Annotated in this window: 15 protein-coding genes and 2 tRNA genes; 11 read left to right on the forward strand and 6 right to left on the reverse strand. The window is 47.6% G+C overall.

Annotation, left to right across the window (positions count from 1 at the left end):
* Positions 1-18 precede the first annotated feature (18 nt).
* Positions 19-1,134: a hypothetical protein gene (locus V144x_RS09045; protein WP_144984504.1), complete on the forward strand. Its 1,116-nt coding sequence runs from the start codon at positions 19-21 to the stop codon at positions 1,132-1,134.
* 4 nt (positions 1,135-1,138) lie between these two features.
* On the opposite strand, the gene V144x_RS09050 is transcribed toward V144x_RS09045, so the two are convergent.
* From V144x_RS09050 to V144x_RS09060, 3 genes are all read right to left on the reverse strand, one after another.
* The gene (locus V144x_RS09050) at positions 1,139-1,663 is read right to left on the reverse strand and encodes a hypothetical protein (protein WP_144984507.1); all 525 of its coding nucleotides are present in this window, start codon (positions 1,661-1,663) and stop codon (positions 1,139-1,141) included.
* A gap of 186 nt (positions 1,664-1,849) precedes the next feature.
* Positions 1,850-2,392, reverse strand: a complete 543-nt coding sequence (locus V144x_RS09055) for a mismatch-specific DNA-glycosylase (RefSeq protein ID WP_144984511.1) — start codon at positions 2,390-2,392, stop codon at positions 1,850-1,852.
* Between the two features lie 32 nt (positions 2,393-2,424).
* Complete coding sequence (locus V144x_RS09060; protein WP_144984514.1) at positions 2,425-3,792, reverse strand: aspartate aminotransferase family protein; 1,368 nt, start codon at positions 3,790-3,792, stop codon at positions 2,425-2,427.
* 604 nt (positions 3,793-4,396) lie between these two features.
* Between V144x_RS09060 and V144x_RS09065 the strand changes: the two genes are divergently transcribed.
* On the forward strand, positions 4,397-5,545 hold the full coding sequence (locus V144x_RS09065) for an NPCBM/NEW2 domain-containing protein (RefSeq protein WP_144984517.1): 1,149 nt from the start codon (positions 4,397-4,399) through the stop codon (positions 5,543-5,545).
* 148 nt (positions 5,546-5,693) lie between these two features.
* Here the strand turns inward: V144x_RS09065 and thrS are convergent, their stop codons facing one another.
* Complete coding sequence (gene thrS / locus V144x_RS09070; protein WP_197998956.1) at positions 5,694-7,874, reverse strand: threonine--tRNA ligase; 2,181 nt, start codon at positions 7,872-7,874, stop codon at positions 5,694-5,696.
* Between the two features lie 273 nt (positions 7,875-8,147).
* Between thrS and V144x_RS09075 the strand changes: the two genes are divergently transcribed.
* From V144x_RS09075 to V144x_RS09100, 6 genes are all read left to right on the forward strand, one after another.
* Positions 8,148-8,221, forward strand: a tRNA-Val gene (locus tag V144x_RS09075).
* A 323-nt stretch (positions 8,222-8,544) separates the two neighbouring features.
* The gene (locus V144x_RS09080) at positions 8,545-10,050 is read left to right on the forward strand and encodes a TolC family protein (RefSeq protein WP_144984523.1); all 1,506 of its coding nucleotides are present in this window, start codon (positions 8,545-8,547) and stop codon (positions 10,048-10,050) included.
* 80 nt (positions 10,051-10,130) lie between these two features.
* Complete coding sequence (locus V144x_RS09085) at positions 10,131-10,652, forward strand: hypothetical protein (protein WP_144984526.1); 522 nt, start codon at positions 10,131-10,133, stop codon at positions 10,650-10,652.
* A gap of 275 nt (positions 10,653-10,927) precedes the next feature.
* Entirely contained in the window at positions 10,928-13,018 is a 2,091-nt protein-coding gene (locus V144x_RS09090) for an efflux RND transporter periplasmic adaptor subunit (RefSeq protein WP_197998832.1), read from the forward strand.
* Positions 13,019-13,020: 2 nt separating this feature from the next.
* Complete coding sequence (locus tag V144x_RS09095; protein WP_144984532.1) at positions 13,021-16,494, forward strand: efflux RND transporter permease subunit; 3,474 nt, start codon at positions 13,021-13,023, stop codon at positions 16,492-16,494.
* Positions 16,495-16,540: 46 nt separating this feature from the next.
* Positions 16,541-16,614: transfer RNA gene (locus V144x_RS09100), tRNA-Val, on the forward strand.
* A 57-nt stretch (positions 16,615-16,671) separates the two neighbouring features.
* Here the strand turns inward: V144x_RS09100 and map are convergent.
* Entirely contained in the window at positions 16,672-17,418 is a 747-nt protein-coding gene (map, locus tag V144x_RS09105; RefSeq protein WP_144984535.1) for a type I methionyl aminopeptidase, read from the reverse strand.
* Positions 17,419-17,624: 206 nt separating this feature from the next.
* A complete protein-coding gene (locus V144x_RS09110; RefSeq protein WP_144984538.1) occupies positions 17,625-17,861 on the reverse strand; it encodes a PF20097 family protein in 237 nt (78 codons plus the stop codon).
* Between the two features lie 185 nt (positions 17,862-18,046).
* Between V144x_RS09110 and V144x_RS09115 the strand changes: the two genes are divergently transcribed.
* From V144x_RS09115 to V144x_RS09125, 3 genes are all read left to right on the forward strand, one after another.
* Positions 18,047-18,445 carry a hypothetical protein gene (locus V144x_RS09115; protein WP_144984541.1) on the forward strand — a complete coding sequence of 133 codons (399 nt, stop codon included), beginning with the start codon at positions 18,047-18,049 and terminating at the stop codon, positions 18,443-18,445.
* A 304-nt stretch (positions 18,446-18,749) separates the two neighbouring features.
* A complete protein-coding gene (locus V144x_RS28675) occupies positions 18,750-19,046 on the forward strand; it encodes a hypothetical protein (RefSeq protein ID WP_232102770.1) in 297 nt (98 codons plus the stop codon).
* A gap of 71 nt (positions 19,047-19,117) precedes the next feature.
* Complete coding sequence (locus V144x_RS09125) at positions 19,118-20,335, forward strand: DNA polymerase Y family protein (RefSeq protein WP_197998833.1); 1,218 nt, start codon at positions 19,118-19,120, stop codon at positions 20,333-20,335.
* Positions 20,336-20,338 lie beyond the last annotated feature (3 nt).

Raw genomic sequence — 20,338 nt, forward strand, 5'->3', positions numbered from 1 at the left:
ACTCAGGTTGAAATTCACATGAAACGATTTCCCGGAACGATCGGTGTTTGTCTGATATTAGCACTACTGCTACAGGGAAATCATTGTTTGCAGGCACAGCTCTCGATTCCGAAATCGACGAAACCTCAGGGGGCACCGATCAAAACTTCGGTTTCGGTTACCTTACTTATGGAAAATACCAGTTCGGCTTTGTTTGCTCAGGAGTGGGGGCGGATCTTTCGTGATTTGAATATTTCCATTCAGACCCGGCGTTCTTCGGGCGATGACAAGCCCGAGATTGAACAAAATGTACGGGGCACGTTTCGTGAAGTCCGCCTGATTGGCATATTAGATCGGAGGGGGGAGATTCAATTTCCGGGACATCAATTCGCACGCAAAGATGTCGGGAAACTCAAGGAGTGGCTGAACGAACTCAAAACCTATGGCGCTCAAGGTTCACCGGATAGTAAACCGCTCTGGGGTTTGTCAGCTGACCAGTTTCGAACCGTCTTTGCCGAACTCTCCGAGCCAGCTCCCGTCAATGTGCAGGGAATGTCATTGAAAGAAGCCATCGGAAAACTTGACTTTCCGAGCACTCTTCCCGTGAGAATAAACATCAATGCGGAAAAACAGGTGTCAGAAAAATACCAGGATCTCAAAGTTATTCCCGATCTCGGAAAGCTGGCGAAAGGAACCGTGCTCGCAATTTTATTGAAGCAGTACGGATTGGAATTTTATCCCTCACGAACTCCCTCGGGTTTGCTGGAACTGGTCGTGACTCCGATCGGATCGGTATCCAGAGCGTGGCCCATCGGCTGGGAGTTGAAAGAATCCCGTCAGAAAACGGCACCACGTTTCTTTCAATTGATTCCCGTGGAACTAACGAACGTTCCGCTAAGAGACGTCTTGATGGCAGCGTCTAAAGCCTCAGACATCCCGATGATTGTGGATGAGTATGCCGTGCAGCAAAAAGGAGTCGATCTGGATCAGGTCAAAGTCAACATTTCGAAAAAACGAACGACATGGGGCATTCTGATTCGTAACGCCATCGGCCGTGACGGACTCACGCGCAAGCTGGTGATCGATGAACGGGGACAACCCTTTATCTGGATCACGGTTTTTGTACCGAAGGTTTCATCTGCAATTCGCAAGTAAAAGCTTAAGACGCTGGCGGCACAGGGGGAGGCGCCGTTGTTCCGGGAGCAGGCGGCGGTTCTGGTGAAGGTGGAATGGATTGGGGATACGGTTTCTTCGGTGGCACAGGGGGGCTTACTTTTCCATGATAGGGGATGGTCATCGCGCCGTTTGGTATGACACTTGGTGTCGGTTCATTCGGCGGTGTATGCTCATTTTCTGTTGCACCAACATTCACCACAGCTTCATAAGGAGCTGCACCAGATCCCTGAAAACCGCCAACCAGATCGGGTCGCGAATATTTCACATCACGTCCCGGAGTCACTCCATATTGCCAGTGGAAATAAGAAACCTGCCTTGCCTTGTAAGGCATATGTTCTTGTTTTTGCAAAAAGATGGCAGGCGCACGCAAGGTATTATAATCGGCCCACAAGCTGGCCAGGCTATAACGTTCTCGACGGACAAAACAGCCTTGCAGACTGATCATGGCAGCACACAGCAACAGCAGTATGAATCGACGCCATTTTCGTTGCGTGAGAAAAGCTGGCATGGGAACTGGAGTGTTTCCTAAATGAGTACAAGTAGAATAGCTGGCAATGATTGCGCAGTTTCTCTGATCGGATATAGGAATTTATCGTCGAAAGAAATGGGTGGGATTAAATCAATCCACACTGAATGCAAACTAGCCTGAGAAAAGAGACTTTATTTGGTAAAACAGGGGGAATGGAGAAAGTGTTTAACGCCACATTTTGGCAAAGATCTTTCCCAGTGCAGGAAGCTGGTAGTGCGCGTTCAGTCCACTTGGATTGGGTAAAACCCAGATGGGAGATCCCCCAATCGTTCGTTCCTGTAAACCGAGCTGAGCCTTGGGTTCCTGAAACGCCTTCCGATAGGAAGTAATACCCAGGAAAGCCACCTTTTGTGGACGATACTTAATGACCTTCTCTGTGAGGATTTCCGCACCTTCGAATAGTTCCGTTTTGGAAAGTTCGTCAGCTCGTTTGGATGCTCTGCTGACAATATTCGTCAGGCCACCTCCCCGTTTGGGGAGAAGATAATCTTCAAACGGTGAATAGAGTCGCTCCGTCACACGACCTTTATACATGGCGGGCCAGAACCGGTTACCAGGGCGTGCAAAATGATGCCCCACCGCCGCCGAATATAAACCGGGGTTCGTGCCCACAAACAGTGCCTTCAACCCCTTCTCAATGATATCGGGAGTCTGTTTATGAATTGCTTGTTCCAACTCTTTCGCAGTTGGTTTCCAGATTTCATCCACGTTCAATCGACTCCGAGAGTTTTCGCATTGTCTCAATCGATGAAACCATCGGCACGAAGTGCATCAATGGCCCGTTCGAAGGCATTAATGGTGAAGCTGATATCATCATCCGTGTGGGCGGCTGTGGTCATCGCGCCCCAACCAAACCAATCGACTCCATTGAGTAACAGAGCACAGCGAAATGCGTGACCCAAGCGGGCATCATGTTTGCAGTCCAGACGATCGAAGTCATTATTGTAAGGCACAAAATTGTCATCCACGGGCCGCGGACCATCGTAGCCAGGAAGCACTTTGATAATCGAAAATTGACCATAGACGGCCCAGTTGACATTCTTGCGTGTCAGAACTTCATTCAATCCCAGACGCAGTTTTGCGCCGCTCTCGTTCGCTTTCCGACAAGGTTCTCCATCTTCGATCAACTTGAGAGCAGAGATACCTGCTGCCGCCGAAAGTGGATTCGCATTATAGGTTCCGGGGTGCTTCATCTTTTTGCCGAACCCGTTATCAAAGGCAATCGCCTGCATCAGATCGGCTCGACCAGTCAAACAACCACCGGGTAATCCGCCGGCGACGATTTTGGCGAGAGAGGTTAAGTCGGGTACAATCCCACATACTTCCTGCATACCGCCGGGCGCGACGCGAAAACCGCTGATGACTTCATCCATAATCAGCAGCACACCTTTATCAGCCGTTAGTTGTCTCAAACCTTGTAGAAAACCATCATCAAGGGGAACCACACCCCAGCGGCTGCCCGTGGCTTCCACAATAATACAGGCCGGGTCATGCTCGGCAATCGCTTGCTCGACCAGATCCAGATCATTGGGACGCAGGATGACTAATTCATCAGACACGCCGTGCGTCACTCCGGGCATCTTATAGGTCTTGTCATCATGCGGTGGTTCTGCGGCCTGGGCTAAGAGATCGTGCCAGCCATGAAAATGGCCGGCGAATTTCATGACTTTTGTTTTTCCGGTAGCGATTCGCGAGACGCGTAACGCCATCATGGTGGCTTCGGTTCCGCTACTGGTAAAACGCACCATTTCACCAGAAGGGACCAGTTTGCGGACAAGTTCGCCCCACTCCAGTTCCAACTCATGACAGGCGCCGAAATGCGTTCCTTTCGCAACCTGATCCTGAACCGCCTTGACCATCTGAGGATGACTGTGCCCCATGATCAATGCACCGTGGCCACTCCAGTAATCAATGATGTCGTTGCCGTCCACGTCATATTTATGTGAACCTGTTGCATGATCGACATAAATGGGAAACGGTTGCATATAACGACCATCGTGAGTCACCCCACTGGGAAACAAAGTACAGGCCCGCTGGTACATCTGTGAAGAGGTCGGAAACTTCGCAAAAAACTCGGTTTCAATCTGTTGTCCCACAGCTTGGCTCATAGTGTATTACTCACATAAAACAGGTATAGAATGGATCTGATGCTTTAACAGAAACGATGCTGTCCGCGCATTTCATTTTAGAATGCAAAATGAAACTGCCTACCATAATTTATATCGGAATGAGGGACAAATATCAAAGTGATCAGAACCGGAAAGCGGGGCTGAACAACTAACTTTCCGTCTGAATCAATCGACGAATCTTGTGAGTGACAGTGTGCTAGCACTCGGTAATCTGTGACGTTATATGATCTTGATCTGCATCGGGATTGCTATACACCAACTGCAGAACATAACGACGAACATGTCAAAACCGGCGGCTAGCGCCGAGCCACTCACATTAATCGTTGCTTAATCCCACATTTCCCATTTGACTTCCCACACTTTGACACGCGATTTGTGCCAGACCTTTGAATAGCAACGTAACGTTATGGTTAGGTAGAGAAAAAATTTGCCTAGAGCGGTTTTAGACTCAATGCAAATGGGAATTCCCTGTTTAATTCGTCGAGAAAACGCTTGGAACCCCAGAGTGGTTCACTTATGATAGAAACGTACTATTTGTTTATTTTACACATAGGTTTAGACCAATTCTTAATTGGACTTAAAAATGTTAACTCTAAAATACGAGGTTCTCTTTCACTTGTTTTGTTTTGGCTTGTGTTTCCTTTTCGTTCCAGGTGAAACGCAAGTTCTGGGAGCATTTCCACTTTCTGGGAAGATTGATTTTTCTGAGGAATATAAGCGGCTTTTAAAAGAATCTAAATCAGCACCTTCCAAAGGATATTTGAAAGAAGTGGCGTTTGACGCGATCAAAACAAGTCAGGCTGCGATCAAAACAGGCGATTATTCTGCAGCAACGAAGATCGCTACTCTAGCCGTTAAAATTGGGAAATCATCAGGGAACAACCACGCATATACACTGGCGAATCGTTTAAAACAACGCAGTGTTATGCTGGCTCGGGAATATCGCAAAGTAGAAAAATATCATCAAAACCTGCAAAAGGATCCGAACGACTCAAAGTCGGCTTTTTTATATGGAAAGTTTGTCGCCTTAAAGTTGAATCACTGGAAAGAAGGACTTTTTTGGCTCGCCAAAGGGGATGATGCTGAATTTCGAGCTCTGGCTAAGAAAGAACTTTCGAACTCAAAAAATTATGGCACTCTTCTGGAAGTTGCCAATGGCTGGTATCAATTAGGTGGTAAAGAGAAAGGTTTGACAAAGCGAGAATTGGAATTACACGCTTATGAATTGTATAGTCGAGCGTGGCAACACTCAATTGGAGCAGATCGAACGACGATTAATGACAAGTTAAGCGAGATGCCCCTCCGGTATCTCAATCACATGCAGGAACAGGATGTCATTCCAGGTCCGTGGCCTTTCGGAAAAAATGGCGAGAGTGGAAATGGCAAGGGAATGTTTACAGTCAATCATCTTGAGTTTCCCAATGGTCTGGGACTACATCCACCAAATAATGGTTTCGCACGCGTGCGTTACCAATTAGATGGTCAATACAAAACCTTTGTGACCGGCGTGGCCCTCTATGATCATACAACTGAAGTTCGCCGTTCAGTTACATTTTCGGTGATGGGAGATGACAGGGTTCTCTGGAAATCACCACTCATCCGATTTCGAGGGGACGTGGTATTCTGTAAAGTGTCTGTCAAGAACATTAAAAGACTGGAAATTCGAACTGAATCGCCGGGGCAAGCTTACGGAGCAAATGCTATGTGGCTTGATCCACACGTTTTGAAATAGATCTGAATTCATACATGAAATGGCCTTGTTGAGAATAGGAAACTCATACAGTTTTTTCATGGCCAATAATCCATCTAAATCATATTCGGAACGCAGCAGCAGTTTTTTACATCATAGCCCTTTATGATTTTCGAGAGATTGATCCCAGTTAATACTCGTTCGACTCCTCAGTCTGTCCCTCAATTCCGGAAAAGCTGCTTTCTACCACTTGTCGCACGAGACGGTCCTCGACTTCCTGCTTCAGTTTGGACATCGCGTCCGCTAACGGCATTGGTCCCAGGTCACCGTCGATACGATCCCGTACCGCGACCGCAGTCTGTTCTGCCTCTTTGGGACCGACGATGAACATATACGGAATCAATTCCAGTTGGGCGTCGCGAATCTTCGCGTTGACTTTGGAACTGCGTGTGTCGACAGAAATGCGGAATCCGTTCTTGCGCAGTTCGGCTGCCACTTCGTTCGCATAATCGAGTGTCTTATCGCTGACGGGCAACACACGGATTTGCTCAGGCGCCAACCAGAGTGGAAACGCGCCCGCGAAATGTTCGATCAACATACCGGTAAAGCGTTCCATCGAACCAAACGGGGCACGGTGAATCATGACCGGGCGGTGTGGCTGATTATCGGAGCCGGTATATTCAAGCTGGAAACGCTCTGGCAGATTATAGTCGAGTTGTACCGTTCCCAACTGCCATTCGCGGCCGATACAGTCCGATACCATAAAGTCGGCCTTTGGTCCGTAGAATGCGGCTTCACCTTCACATTCCGTGAACGGCATTCCCGAATCGGAGAGCACTTTTCGCAGACTGTTTTCGGCACGTTGCCAGTTCTCTTCACTGCCCACATATTTGTCACTTCCGGGCTCGCGCAGCGAAAGTTGCACACGGAAATTGTCCAGACCGACCGAAGCCAGAATGAATTTGACAAGATCCAGTGTGATGCGGAATTCGTCTTCTACTTGCTCGGGAGTGCAGAAAATGTGCGCATCATCCTGAGTCAGGCCGCGTACCCGCAACATGCCGTTCAATTCTCCCGTTTGTTCGTGACGATACACGGTTCCGAATTCCGCCAGTCGCACGGGCAGGTCCCGATAACTCCGCGGCATCGAGCGATACATCTCCGCGTGATGTGGACAGTTCATCGGTTTCAGCAGATACCGTTCGTTTTTGTGTTCCCAGTCTTTGAGTATTGCAATTTTTTCTTCGCGATTCGCACCGGGAGGAAATTCGAAATCACAGTTCATTACCCGTGAGGATTTCCAGAACGTCTCTTCATCCTCAGCCGAGAGACTGTCTTCTTCCAGTTTCCGCACCCAGAAATCAACCAGTTGCCCAGCATCGTGCCCGAACAGGGGCGCGAATTGCGAGTCGCGATAGTAGGGGAAGTGACCGCTGGTTTCATACAGCTCGACACGTCCGATATGGGGTGAGTAGACCGGCTGATAGCCGAGCCGTGTGAGTTCAACTTTGATGAAGTCTTCCAGTACCGCGCGGATCGTGGCCCCTTTGGGCAGCCAGAGGCAGAGCCCCTGTCCCACTTCCGGATTGATCTGAAACAGTCCCAGTTTTTTGCCAAGCACACGATGGTCGCGGCGTTTGGCTTCTTCGACCTGTTCCAGATACTTCTTCAAATCTTTTTTGCTGAAAAAGGCGGTACCATACAGACGCTGGAGCGGTTTATTCCCGGTGTCGCCTTTCCAGTACGAGCCTGCAACCGACAACAGTTTGAAAGCTTTGATTTTTCCCGCGTTGGGAATATGAGGACCCCGGCAGAGATCGACAAATTCGCCCTGTCGATAAAAGCTGAGTTGACCATGGTCGGCGAGACCCGTTTCAATGTGCTCCGCTTTGGAATGCTGGGACATTTCGTTCACAAACGAAACGGCTTCGCCTCGGTCGAGAGAGAACCGTTCGAACGGTTCTTCCTCTTTGATGATCTTTTTCATCTCCTCTTCGATTTTGGGAAAGTCATCTTCGCTGATGGTATGTTCGAGACCAAAATCGTAATAGAAGCCATGGGGCAGGGTCGGGCCAAAGGCCAGTTGAATGCCGGGCCAGAGACGCATCACGGCTCGCGCCATTACGTGGGCACACGAGTGCCGCATCACGCCGAGTGCTTCGGCATCGCGATCGGTCAGCAGGCGGAGTGAGATTTCGGACGAATCCGCTATCTCCCGCATGGGTCGGAACGCATCACAAACGGTTCCGTTCACCTCGGCAGCGACCACCGCGTTGGCCAGCCGTTCTCCAATTGATTGTGCGACATCGATTGCGGAGCTGTTATCTGAGAATTCCTTAACACTTCCATCGGGTAATTTGATTTGAATCATTCGTTTTTTGAACTTCATCTAAAGTCGGAACCACCACAGTCGCCGTTACAAAGGGCTCACCGCTCAGGCAGTTCGAAGGAGGTAGAGTCTTTATATTCGACAAGTAATGTCCGCGTCAATGTTCGCCCGTCCGCAGAAAAATCGTCGGAAACCGCTGAAATTGCTATGATCGGTCAGACAGGGCGCCAGACTCTTACTTTCAGCAGTTTTTTTCACAGAAACTCGTCTGGAACTTGACGATTTCTTAATCGGCGCGTACCCTTCTTAACCGCAGGACGATTAGCTCAGTTGGTTAGAGTGCCACGTTGACATCGTGGAGGTCACTGGTTCGAATCCAGTATCGTCCAATTCTAAATCCTTTCCTAGTTAAAGTTTATGGAAAGTGAAAATTGAAACCTGTTGGACATATCAAATCCGTTCAGCAGGTTTTTTGCTGCGCTCGGTTCGTGAGCCTTATATTCTTTGCCTGATTGCATCTTTCCTTACAACTGTCACAGTTTTTACGAATTTCGCCGGAAGATCGATAAATTCATCATTGTTCTCACAGACAGACGATTGATCAAGTCGATCCATTTGTTGGACTGTGCCATTTCAAATCAATTCTACTCCTGGTGATCCATTTCCTGAGCATGCGGGATCATCTTTCAGTAGCTCTCAGTAAGGTTTCAGGATGAAGGAACATCCCGCAGTCATCGTTTGTGGTTATGGTTTAGTTCTCTCGGCGGTTTTTGCTGTGGGGTGTGCGACACGTTCAGCAACCGTACAAGATACGGGCTTGGCAAAAATCGAAGCTGAACGCGTTCCAACCGAGCGCACTCAGATAGATAATATGTCTGAACCTGAAACAGACATTCTACAGACAAGTTCTGAGTTTCTGAATTCATCCATTGAAGGCAACCAGGAAGTCGAAACGGTTGTTTCTCAACCATTTCCAACTCATTCCCTGATTGAGTTGGAACAATTGGCCGTTGATGTGAACCCCAGACTGGTAAAGCTCTACCAGGAGTATAACGCAGCAACTTCGCGTGCGAGATATGTTGACGAACTTCCTGATCCAAAGGTTGGTGCAAATGTTTTTGGAGGAGCCGCCATTGAAACTGCCGCCGGTTCACAACGAGCCATCTTAAGTGTCAGCCAGATGATTCCCTGGCTTGGCAAGCTGAGTGCGGAAGAACAGCGAGCCTCCTTCGAAGCATTTGCCATTCGTGCCGATTATCTGGCAGAAAGAATTCTTGTGATTGCTGCAGTTCGAACAGGTTGGTATCGGTTGTACGTCATCGATCAACAGATTGAAACCACGAAAGCGAATCAACAACTGCTTCAATCACTAATTGATGTCGCAAATGCCCAAATCGCCACCGGAACTGCAACACAGGGGGATGTGCTGCTAGGCACGCTGGAATTGAGCAAATTAGAAGAGCGTCTACTTACGTATCGCAAATTGAGAGTTGCCGTGCAAGCGGAAGTGAATCGCTTATTGGCGCGAGACACTGATCTTCCGGTGATCACGTCTAATGAACTACACGTTGATTTACCTGAGTTATCTTTAAACACGCTGTTTCAGAATTCATTAACGTCGCAACCAGAGATTCAGGCAGCCCAGCTGCGTACACAGGCAACCCAGTGGGGAATTGAAGTTGCCCGCCTCAGCCGACGGCCAGAACTCACCATTTCGGGCAATTACTTTTTCGTGGATAATAACCGCCCCCCCTCTTCGATTGTCAATGTGGGTGAAGATCCCTGGTCACTGGGTGCTCAAGTCAGCGTACCGCTGTGGAGAGAAAAATATGACGCTCTGGAGGACGAAGCGACGTGGAAACATCTTGCTTCAAACAATTCAGAAACGGAAGTGATCGATCGATATGATGCGCTGATTACTGAATTGCTGGCAGAAGCCAGACGCGCGGATGAGACAGCAGTCCTTTACAAAAATACCATCCTTCCTCAAGCGCGTCAGACTCTCCGAGCTGATCAGGAGTCGTATTCTCGGGGAGCCGTCGAATTTGATCGTGTCATTAGAGACTATCGAAACTTGCTGACGCTTGAGCTTGGTTATCATCAGGCAATTGGCGAACTCGCAATTTCAATGGCGCAAATCTGTCGCGCAGTCGGGCAGGACATACCGATGACCAAACTGCCATCCCTACCCGTTTTGCCAGATGAGAATGAACCCTAAAAAATTTGGTCTTCTCTCTACTTAAAGGATACAGTACACTCCACTTGTCTATGTATCATCTTTCTCAGGAGGCTTAAGCAATGAAGTCGGTTTGTCGATTTTTGGTCATCTGGCTCACGACAGCAATGCTGTTCGTTCAGATGATTGGCCCGGCAAATTTGTTTGGCTGTTGTTGCTCGAATGACGCTTCTGATGAAAACCACTTGCAAAATAAAACAAATTGCTGCAATATCAAACTTCCCTCAAAAACTTTGGCTTCCGGTCAGGGGGACTGTTGCTTCAAGCGAGTAACAAGTTCGGCGGCAACCAAGAAACAAAATCTCAAAACTGTCAGTGATGAGCGACTCGTTTCTTGTTTACATAACAACCAGTACAACAATTCCAAATGCCATTGTGCTAAGAACAACTTATTTGCTGCGATACCGACTGAGCCCACTCTGACACAACGAGTGCAATTTGCGAGTGTATTTCTTGCTCTGGCGGGTGCCTCCTCGCCTTTGAATCAGGAAGATTATTGTCATCCATTTTCATGTGAAGACTCGTCTTACTTGATGTCATTTCAGAGGTTTGCACAGATTCAGCTCTGTGTTTCTTTGCTCTAAATTCTGCTTCTCTCACACAGCTTTCGACGTTTTTGACGTGGAAACTCTGTGCGCAATTTTCATTTAACAACATTGTCAGCAAGTATTGATTCTTTGCGCATGAATTCGCTCTGAATCGACATTCTTAAGCTGAGTTCGAATATAAAATTGATGAACGTTCAGATCGAAACGTTTTATATTGCAGTTGAGCGGCTGGCCATAGTTTTCCGGCACAGTCCAATGCTGGTCTAATGTCATTGGCTGGCCGCTCTCTCAAAATTTCCCGGAGGGGACATATGACATCTTCATCAAAAAATGAACCAGTGACCGATGTTAGTAACACAACACCGCATCCCGATGCGAAATCATTTCGGTGGTGGGTGATCAAACTCTTTCCCGTCGGTCTATTTTTGTGTGCTGGTCTAATCCTGATTATCTTACTCGGGTTAGCACAACGTGTGGGATGGATTCAGGCAGGAGGGACATCGGTAGCAGCCACTTCACAAGATGGTAAAAAACAGATCTTTACCTGCCCCATGCATCCTCAGATTCGGCAACCTAAACCTGGCCGGTGTCCCATTTGTGGAATGGAGCTGGTTCCCACATCGAAATCAGGTGGAAATATCGACCAGATGGCAATCACGATTGAGCCATTTCAACGACGTTTAGCCAATATTCAGACAGCGGAAGTGAAATCTGAACCCGTCAGTACCACGATCGAAACAATCGGCATGATTCAAATTGACGAAAGCCGGCAGGCTACAATTGCCGCCTACATTGACGGACGGATCGAGCGGTTATTCGCGGATTATACTGGTGTCGAAGTGGAAAAAGGAGATCATCTGGCTGTTGTGTATAGCCCCGAACTTTTTTCGGCTCAGATTGAATTACTGGAAGCGCGAAATGCATTAAAGAACATGACCTCGGCTGCTTTAGCTTCTGTGCGACAGGTGCAGGAAAAACTGGTGACCAATTCTCGCCAAAAACTGGTCGAACTGGGGATGACAGAAACGCAGATCAATCAACTGCTGTCAACGGGAAAAGCACAATCAAGGCTCACGATTTATGCGCCTATAGGTGGTACTGTTACCGAAAAACTGGCTGAAGAAGGCAAATATATCACAGCCGGAGAGCCCATCTATCGCATTGCCAACCTGTCAACAGTCTGGTTGATGATGGAACTCTATCCCGAGGATGCATCCCAAATTCGCTTTGGCCAAATCGTGGAAGCGGAATTGCAATCGTTGCCTGGAAAGAAGTTGAAGGGCAGAGTTGTATTTATCGACCCCACAGTGAATCCATCCCGACGTACGGTTGGAGTGCGTGTGGAATTTCGGAACGACGATGGTCAATTGCGGCCAGGAGATTATGCCAAAGCAGAAATCACGGTGCCTATCGGCCCCCAGGGAAAAGTGTATGATGCCGAATTAGCAGGGAAATGGATTAGCCCGATGCATCCGCAGGTCATTCGAGACAAACCGGGGGACTGCCCGATTTGCGGTATGAAACTTGTCCCCACTTCGCGCTATGGATATACCGATAAACCCGTTTCACAACCGGAGGCTTTGACGGTTCCCCGTTCCGCTGTCTTGTTAGCGGGCGACCACAGTGTTGTCTATGTGGAAACGAAACCGGGACGCTTCGAATTACGAAATGTAACGCTGGGACCCCTGTTAGGAAATCGGGCTGTGATTCTTTCGGGAGTCAAAAAAGGGGAGAAAGTCGCGACATCCGGAAACTTCCTGATCGATTCGCAGATGCAGTTATCCGGTAAACCCAGTTTGATTGATCCCACGCGGTATGTTCCTGAAGAAAAAGCAAAAAAGAAAAGCGGACCACTCAAATTTGACTCGATCAACATTCAAATCATTCCGGGGCAGGTTGGCGAACAACTCGAAAAAATGTATCGCGTCTATTTTGCTATCCAAAAGTCACTTGCTGGAGATAAAAAAATCACTGAAGAACAAGCTAGTGCGCTCATTGGTTTGTCTAAGCAGTTAGCCAATGATTCCAGATTCAGCAGCCCGGTCCGGGTTGAATTAAAGCAGATTCAGACAAAATCAGAACATCTGCATCATCTCTCAATAGAAGAGGCGCGGAAGAACTTCAAGTCGATCAGTCATGCGATTGTAAAACTGGCAACCCAAATACGCGGCAGTAATACAAAACAATCTTTCAACCATTTCTTTTGTCCCATGGTTCCTGAGGGCGGAGGAGACTGGCTTCAGTTAGATGAAAAATTGATCAATCCTTATTTCGGCAGTCAGATGCTTCACTGTGGAGAGCTGGTACGTGCTTTCAAACCTGACACTTCAAAAGCAGGCCAGACAAAAAAAAGTGATCCAGAGCCGAATCAAAAATCACCTTCAAGGCCCCAAGGAGAATAACCATGCTGCGTGCCTTGGTTGCATTTAGTATCCGCGAACCACTGATCATGTTTTGTGTGACCGCTGTGCTCATCGGTTTCGGATGGTATAGCATACGCGAGGTCCCCATCGATGCCATTCCCAACATTGGTGAAAACCAGGTCATTATCTTCACAGCCTGGCCGGGCCGGTCGCCTAAAGATGTGGAAGATCAGGTGACTTATCCACTCTCGGTTTCAATGTTGGCGGTTCCCGATGCGGAGTCAGTCCGTGGAAAAAGCTTATTCGGTTACAGTTTTGTTCAGATCACGTTCAAGGATAGTACCGATTTCTATTGGGCACGATCTCGTGTTGCCGAACAGTTGGGAACAGCAGCAGCCATGCTTCCCGATGGAGTCGTTCCCACATTGGGACCGGATGCCACCGGATTGGGACAGGTGCTCTATTACGTATTAGAGCCGCCAAAGAATATGAATCTGGCAGAATTACGCAGCCTGCAGGACTTCGTAGTGAAATATGAACTCCAGGCCGTACCCGGTGTCAGCGAAGTTGCCAGTGTGGGTGGTTACGTACGGCAATATCAGGTTGAAATTGATCCGGACAAGCTTCGTTTCTATGACATTCCTCTCGATCAGGTCATCAAAGCCGTGCGTCAGTCCAACATTGACGTGGGAGCCAAGACAGTGGAATCGGGGGGGATGGAATTCATTATTCGAGGTCGGGGGTTCATCGGGGCGGGGCAAGATACTTCAGAAGCGATTAAAGAGATTGAGCAAACGGTCATCCGTTCCAAACAAGGTGTCCCCATCCGAATTCGAGATCTTGGCTATGTTCAACTGGGGCCTGAGTTTCGCCGGGGCGCGATCGATCTCAATGGAACGGAAGCCGTAGGTGGCGTGGTTGTCATGCGATTTGGTGAGAATCCTCGAACGGTCATTGATCGAGTCAAAGCAAAAATCACACAAATTGAACCGAGCTTGAAAGGGGTAAAATTTAAGTTGATTTATGATCGTACTGGTTTGATTAACGAGACGATTGCGACTTTGACCACCGCACTCACTGAAGAAGTTATCATCACAGCGATTGTGATTCTGTTGTTTCTGCTGCATCTACGAGCCAGTATCGTGGTGGCAATCACACTTCCCATCGCAGTTTTGATGGCATTTATTGCCATGAATGTGTTTGGTGTTGATGCCAACATCATGTCACTGGCAGGAATCGCGATCGCCATCGGGACCATGGTTGATATGGGAATTGTAGTTTCCGAATCTATTTATGATCATCTTGCAGAATGGGAGGTAAAAGAGAGACCGGGAGGGAGTGAAAAGCGACTGGCGGTTATTTATGAAGCTACCGTCGAAGTGGCACCTGCTGTCGTCACTGCTGTGATGACAACTATTGTCAGTTTTTTGCCTGTGTTTATGCTAACGGGAAGAGACTACAAACTGTTCGCTCCTTTGGCCTGGACGAAGACCTTTTCTATCGCTGCCGCGTTAATCGTGGCGATCACGCTCGTACCACTGCTGAGTCGCATGTTTCTCTCCTCCAATCAGATCGCTCGGCGATACAAATTCATCTTTGCAATTGGATTCAGTCTGGTTTGTGGTTATTTGGCTTGGATCGCAGGCACAGCTTTTAGCGATCAATTAATGATTAACCTTCCGTTATTAATCATTTTATGCATGGGTATTGGTGGGTTTGCCTGTTATTGGATGTTGAGTGAACGCCTTCGTCCTATTGACCAAAATCCGATTGGGAAAACGATTCACTATTTGTATGAGCCGACACTCCGCTTTTTTCTGGCCCACAAAATGTTTTTCTTTTCACTTCCCACGATGATGGTCTTACTTGGTTTGGGGTCATGGATTGGATTACCGACAGTTATGAAACCGTTTGAGAAGTTTTCAAACGCGTTAGGCTTGGATCTCAATGAACTCCCCGGGTATGTGGAAGCCAAACATGTGTTTCCTGGTCTGAAATCGAATGACTGGATTGCCCTTGATGAAGGGAGTTGGTTTTATATGCCCACGCTCTATCCTGCCGCCAGTCTTTCTCAAGCGATGGAAGTCCTGCAAACTCAGGATGCGATGATCAGTGAAATTCCCGAAGTCGAAAATGTTTTGGGAAAAATTGGACGGATCGAATCAGCGCTTGACCCTGCCCCCGCAGCCATGATTGAAACCTACGTTATGCTCAAACCAACCGATCAATGGCGCGAGGGAGTGACGTCCAAAGATATTTGGGACCAGATCAATGCAGTGGCGACTCTCCCGGGAGTGACTCCCGCATCGCCACTGCAACCTATTGAAGGGCGTGTTGTAATGTTACAAAGCGGCATCAAGGCGCCTATGGCGATTCGTATTTTTGGCGACAGTCTCGATGGTCTGGCCAAGTCTTCGATTGCCATAGCCGATCTGCTAAAGCAGATACCGCAGGTGAATGCAGCCACAGTGAATCCTGATATTGTGTTAGGGAAACCGTATGTGGAATTCGATGTGGATAGAGAAACCGCAGCTCGCTATGGCATGTCAACTTCAATGATCAACGAGATTATAGAAACCGCGTTGGGTGGTGCAAACGTTACAACGACTGTGGAAGGACGAGAACGCTATCCCATCCGGGTGCGTTACGAACGGAATCTTCGCGAGCAGATCGATGAGCTGAACCGATTACCCGTGGTGACACAATCAGGCGAGATCATTCCTCTCTCGATGTTAGCGAAAATGAAAACCACTTGGGGACCGGGTGTCATCAGTAGTGAAGACGCCCGGCTGGTAGCCCATGTCTCATTTTCTGGGTCAGGGATGGAAGGAGCACTGGAAACAGTAAAGGCCGTCGAGTCGAGCCTGCGTACCGCCCAGCAAGATGGCTCGCTGAACTTGCCAACCGGTTATGCTTTGAAGGCGGTAGGATCTTTTCAGAATCAGATCGAAGCGAACAATCGCTTGTTGTGGGTTGTGCCCCTGGTCATCATTACAAATCTTTTCATCATTTATCTTCAGTTCCGAAATTTTCCCATTACTCTGGCTGTGTTTTCTGGAATTCCTGTTGCCTTTGCAGGGGGGATGATCTTTCTGGGGTTCAACGAAATTCAGATTAATACCGCCGTCTGGGTGGGCTTTATCGCCTTGTTTGGAATTGCAGTGGATGATGGCGTGGTGATGGCAACCTATCTCGATCAAATATTTACCCGCAAAAAGTTATCGACTACCAAGGATATTCGTGATGCGGCTGTGGAAGCAGGGTTGAAACGGATTCGTCCCTGTTTGATGACAACATTCACCACCATCATTGCACTGCTTCCCGTGATCTTTTCCACGGGACGCGGATCGGATGTCGCGAAAGCGATGGCATGGCCCGTGATCGGTGGTATGACTGTCGCCCTACTGACGTTATTCATTGTTCCCGTAGTATTTGTATCATTCAAGGAGCTGAAAATGAACCTCGGTATGGATGATCCCCATTGGGCAGGGACCGAAGAAGAGAATGAAGCTTAGTTTGAGAAAACAGCACAGAGAGCTTCTAGATTGAGTTCAGTAGACAGTGCGTCTGGCTCAGTTGGTTAGAGTGCCACGTTGACATCGTGGAGGTCACTGGTTCGAATCCAGTATCGTCCATTTTTCAAGTTAATTCGATAAACCGCAAGTCGCTATTATACAGTGGTTTGCGGTTTTTTATATCATGGTCAACAAGATTGGCCTGCCTTTCGTAATGACCAGCGTGTGCTCAAACTGGGCCGAGAGACTGTTTTTTCCACCTGCCAGTGTCCATCCGTCGTCGGTCTCTGTGACAAACCTGTTTGTCGTTGATAAGAATGGTTCAATGGTGATAACCAGTCCTGCATGTAACCTTCGTTTCTCTCCTGGTTCATAGTAACCTGGAATTGTGTCAGGTGGTTCGTGCAATCCAAGTCCGATACCGTGGCTGCATAAATTTTTGATAATTTGAAAGCCGCTCTGTTTTGCAACCTTCTCAATCGACCTTCCGATGCTATTGAGCGGTCGACCTGCTCTCGCGACGTGGCAGGCTTCGTTCAGGGCAAGTTTCGTTGAGTTGATCAGTTTGTTTTTGATCGCGTTGTCCGGAGGAACAACCAGGGTTCCACCGGTATCTGCGAAGTATCCATTCTTTTCAGCAGACACATCAATATTCACAACATCGCCGGGCTGGATCACTCTGTTTCCGGGAATTCCATGCGCGACCTCTTCATTGATACTGATGCAGGTATAGCCGGGAAAATTGTATGTCACTTTCGGAGCGGAATGGGCATCATAGCGTTCAAACATCTCTTTGCCGATGAGATCCAGCTCTCCCGTGGTCATGCCAGGTTCTGTGCGACTCATCATTTCTTTCAGCGTCGTTGCTACGATTCTGCCAATATGTCTTAATTCTCTGAGCTCCTGCTCCGTTTCGATCGTCATTTAAAACTCCTTTCAACAGATTTGTGATGCAACTGCGAACTGTCATTTTTATATAAAGCCGCAGATGCTTTATTCGAGTCATCAATGTTTTGTTTGGCCGCAGTTGGATAACACTTCCAGTCATTGGAATGTAATGATAATTCAAATATGGATTACTTCTATGGGGCTGGCGTAGAGAGGAATTGGAAATAGTGCTAGTAGACCTTTTACTCCGCATAAGACCGCAGTAGTCCACATTCAGAGCATCTGTAAGAGATCACTTTGCGAGTTTCGGTCGCTTCAATTTTGAGATAACTATTCTTAAGTTTCATCCCAAAGAATGTCTGTTTTTCTGGATCGCCCGGATGCCACAGCGGCTGGACTGCGCCATAGTGAGTGTGCTCAGGAATGAATCCTTTTTCCATTGGTTTTTCACAATCAGGGCATTGTGGAGTTTCAATCATTCAAATACACCTTCTCTCCATGCAATTCAGAACTCAATGTCTCTGATTTCCTTTCTATCCCCATGATTCTACCATCCAGTTTTCAGATTTGCCACTTTAGACTTGATTTGTACACTTTTAAGTTTGTACGTTGGATTTGATTAATTCACCGCAAAAGGCAGGCATGTTTTTAGGGGAGAATTGTGATGATCAATGACTCAACTTGCAGAAATCGCACTGTCTTTATCACGCTTTTCGCAATCTGTTTTGCAGCTTCCTGTTCGCCTTCCGTTGAACAGGAATTGAAGCCGATGCCTACAGTCTCCACGAAATCAGAAAAGGAAGAAGCCGAGCTGACACGCGAACAACTTGATGCACTTGAAAGGGAAGTTGATCAAACCGTTGCTGAAATTGTCGAAGTGAATCCTGAACGTGATGAAAAACGAATTAAGGAATGCAAAAAACGGTTACGGGACAAAGTAACGCTGGCCAAGAAATTATTCAACAGCAAGGGAAGCAAACACTACCGTGATACAAAATGGCTTAACGACACACTGACGTCAGCACGAAACGAATACGATGCGTGTATTGCTGCTGCGGGCTGATATGATGTACTTTAGAGTTAATTTATTCTATTTTATAAATAATCTGGAAGGTTGAATCAAACAGGCTGAAACACCATGAAGACCGTTTACCGCACACCACTTTTCTTGTTTGCTCTCTTTCATGGTCTATTGTAAATTTACCGAACCAAAAAATGTTTTTGCAAGCAGTAATGAGCAGATTGTAGTTAATGGGAACTTCTACCAGACCGATCGATTTTCGATTGAAATTACTGATTTCAAAACTGATAAAGTTAAGAATTCTTCAGTAGAAACTACATTTCAAGTTTTCTTAAAAATTCATAATTTGCAGGAGCAGAAAAGATTATGGTATCACTCTTTTGCTCCTGGCTGGTCTGATGTCGGTTCGACCGATTTCTTTTCCTATATCAGAGATGAGCATGGCAACACTTCCACTATTATTCCGATTCGCTTTGGTTTCGATGGCAGGACACTCAACAGAGAAATGCTTCCCTTAGAACCGACTACTGATGTATTACTCTTCGGCGATTGGACTCCAAAATCGAAGAATCTCAAAATGACCCTCGCTGGCAATCAGATGACGGACTACAAAGATCTGATTTTTAATCTTGAATTGCCATAAGTATTTCCCACCCCCATAAAAACCCGTTACTGTACAGTAGATCTCTGTAAAAATTATGCTACTATGCCCGCATGGGCACTAGTTTGATCGGTCATATTGACTCGGACTGCTTTTATGTAAGCTGCGAGAGAATAAGAAGTTACGGATTGCGAGGAGTTCCCTGCGGCGTGCTTGGCAATCAGGGTGCGTGTGTGATTGCCAAGAGTTATGAGCTCAAAGCGTACGGCGTGAAGGTCGGTCAGCCGATCTGGCAAGCCAAAAAACTTTGCCCGCATGCCGTCTATGTAAAGCGTGATTTTCGTTGGTATGAAACGATCTCGCGACAGTTGTTGAACCTTCTCAAAACGCTCAGTCCCTCAGTTGAATATTACAGCGTTGATGAAATGTTTTTCGATGCTTCCGAGCTCGAACGCTATTTTGATCTCCCTCTTTTCGATGCGGCTCAGATGCTGCAAACACTGGTCCAGGACGAAATCGGCATACCGGTTTCCATTGGTATCGCGCCGTCCCGTACGATTGCCAAGCTAGGTAGCGATTCCGCAAAGCCGTTTGGTGTGCGTGTGCTTGATAGTGATTGCGAAGTCTTTTTGCATAGTCAATCGGTTGGGGAATTGTGTGGCATCGGTAGCAAAAGTGAACGCAAACTGAAAGAGCACAATATTCGTACCTGCTGGGACTACCGCAAGGCAGATCGGCTCATGATCCGCGACTTGCTCACGATCAAAGGGGAAGCCCTGTGGTGGGAACTGCGGGGAGAAGCCGTTAATCCGATCCAGACACAACGACCACCTCACAAAGCCATTGCCCGCGGCGGTTCGTGTGGCGGGAAGACCAAAGATCAAGATCGGATTCGTGCCTGGGCGGTGCGAAACATCGAACGACTGATCGAAGCGCTCGACCATCATCAGGTCTATGCCGGTCAGATCAGTTTACAAATTGATGCCAACAAGACGGCCCTTTGGCTGGGGCGTACTCCTCTGGCAGCACCCTCTGCCTCGTTCAGAACATTTTATGATGCCGTCATGCCGATGTTGGAAGCCGCCCCGCGAACTCACCCCATCAGCCACATGCATATTATCGCGGAAGAGTTGACCTGGCGCGACAAGGTACAAAAGTCATTGTTTTTTGAAGAACCACAAAGTCCACTCGATAAACTGAAACGGGAGATTAATCAAAAGCTCGGCAGGTTTGCGGTGCGGAGTGCGGAGACTCTGCCACTGCAGGAAATTTATCACGATGCAACCCATAATTATGATATTTGTGATATATCAGGAAAGATGTGTTTTTAAAAA

It is taken from the genome of Gimesia aquarii (assembly GCF_007748195.1).
Classification (GTDB): Bacteria; Planctomycetota; Planctomycetia; order Planctomycetales; family Planctomycetaceae; genus Gimesia; species Gimesia aquarii.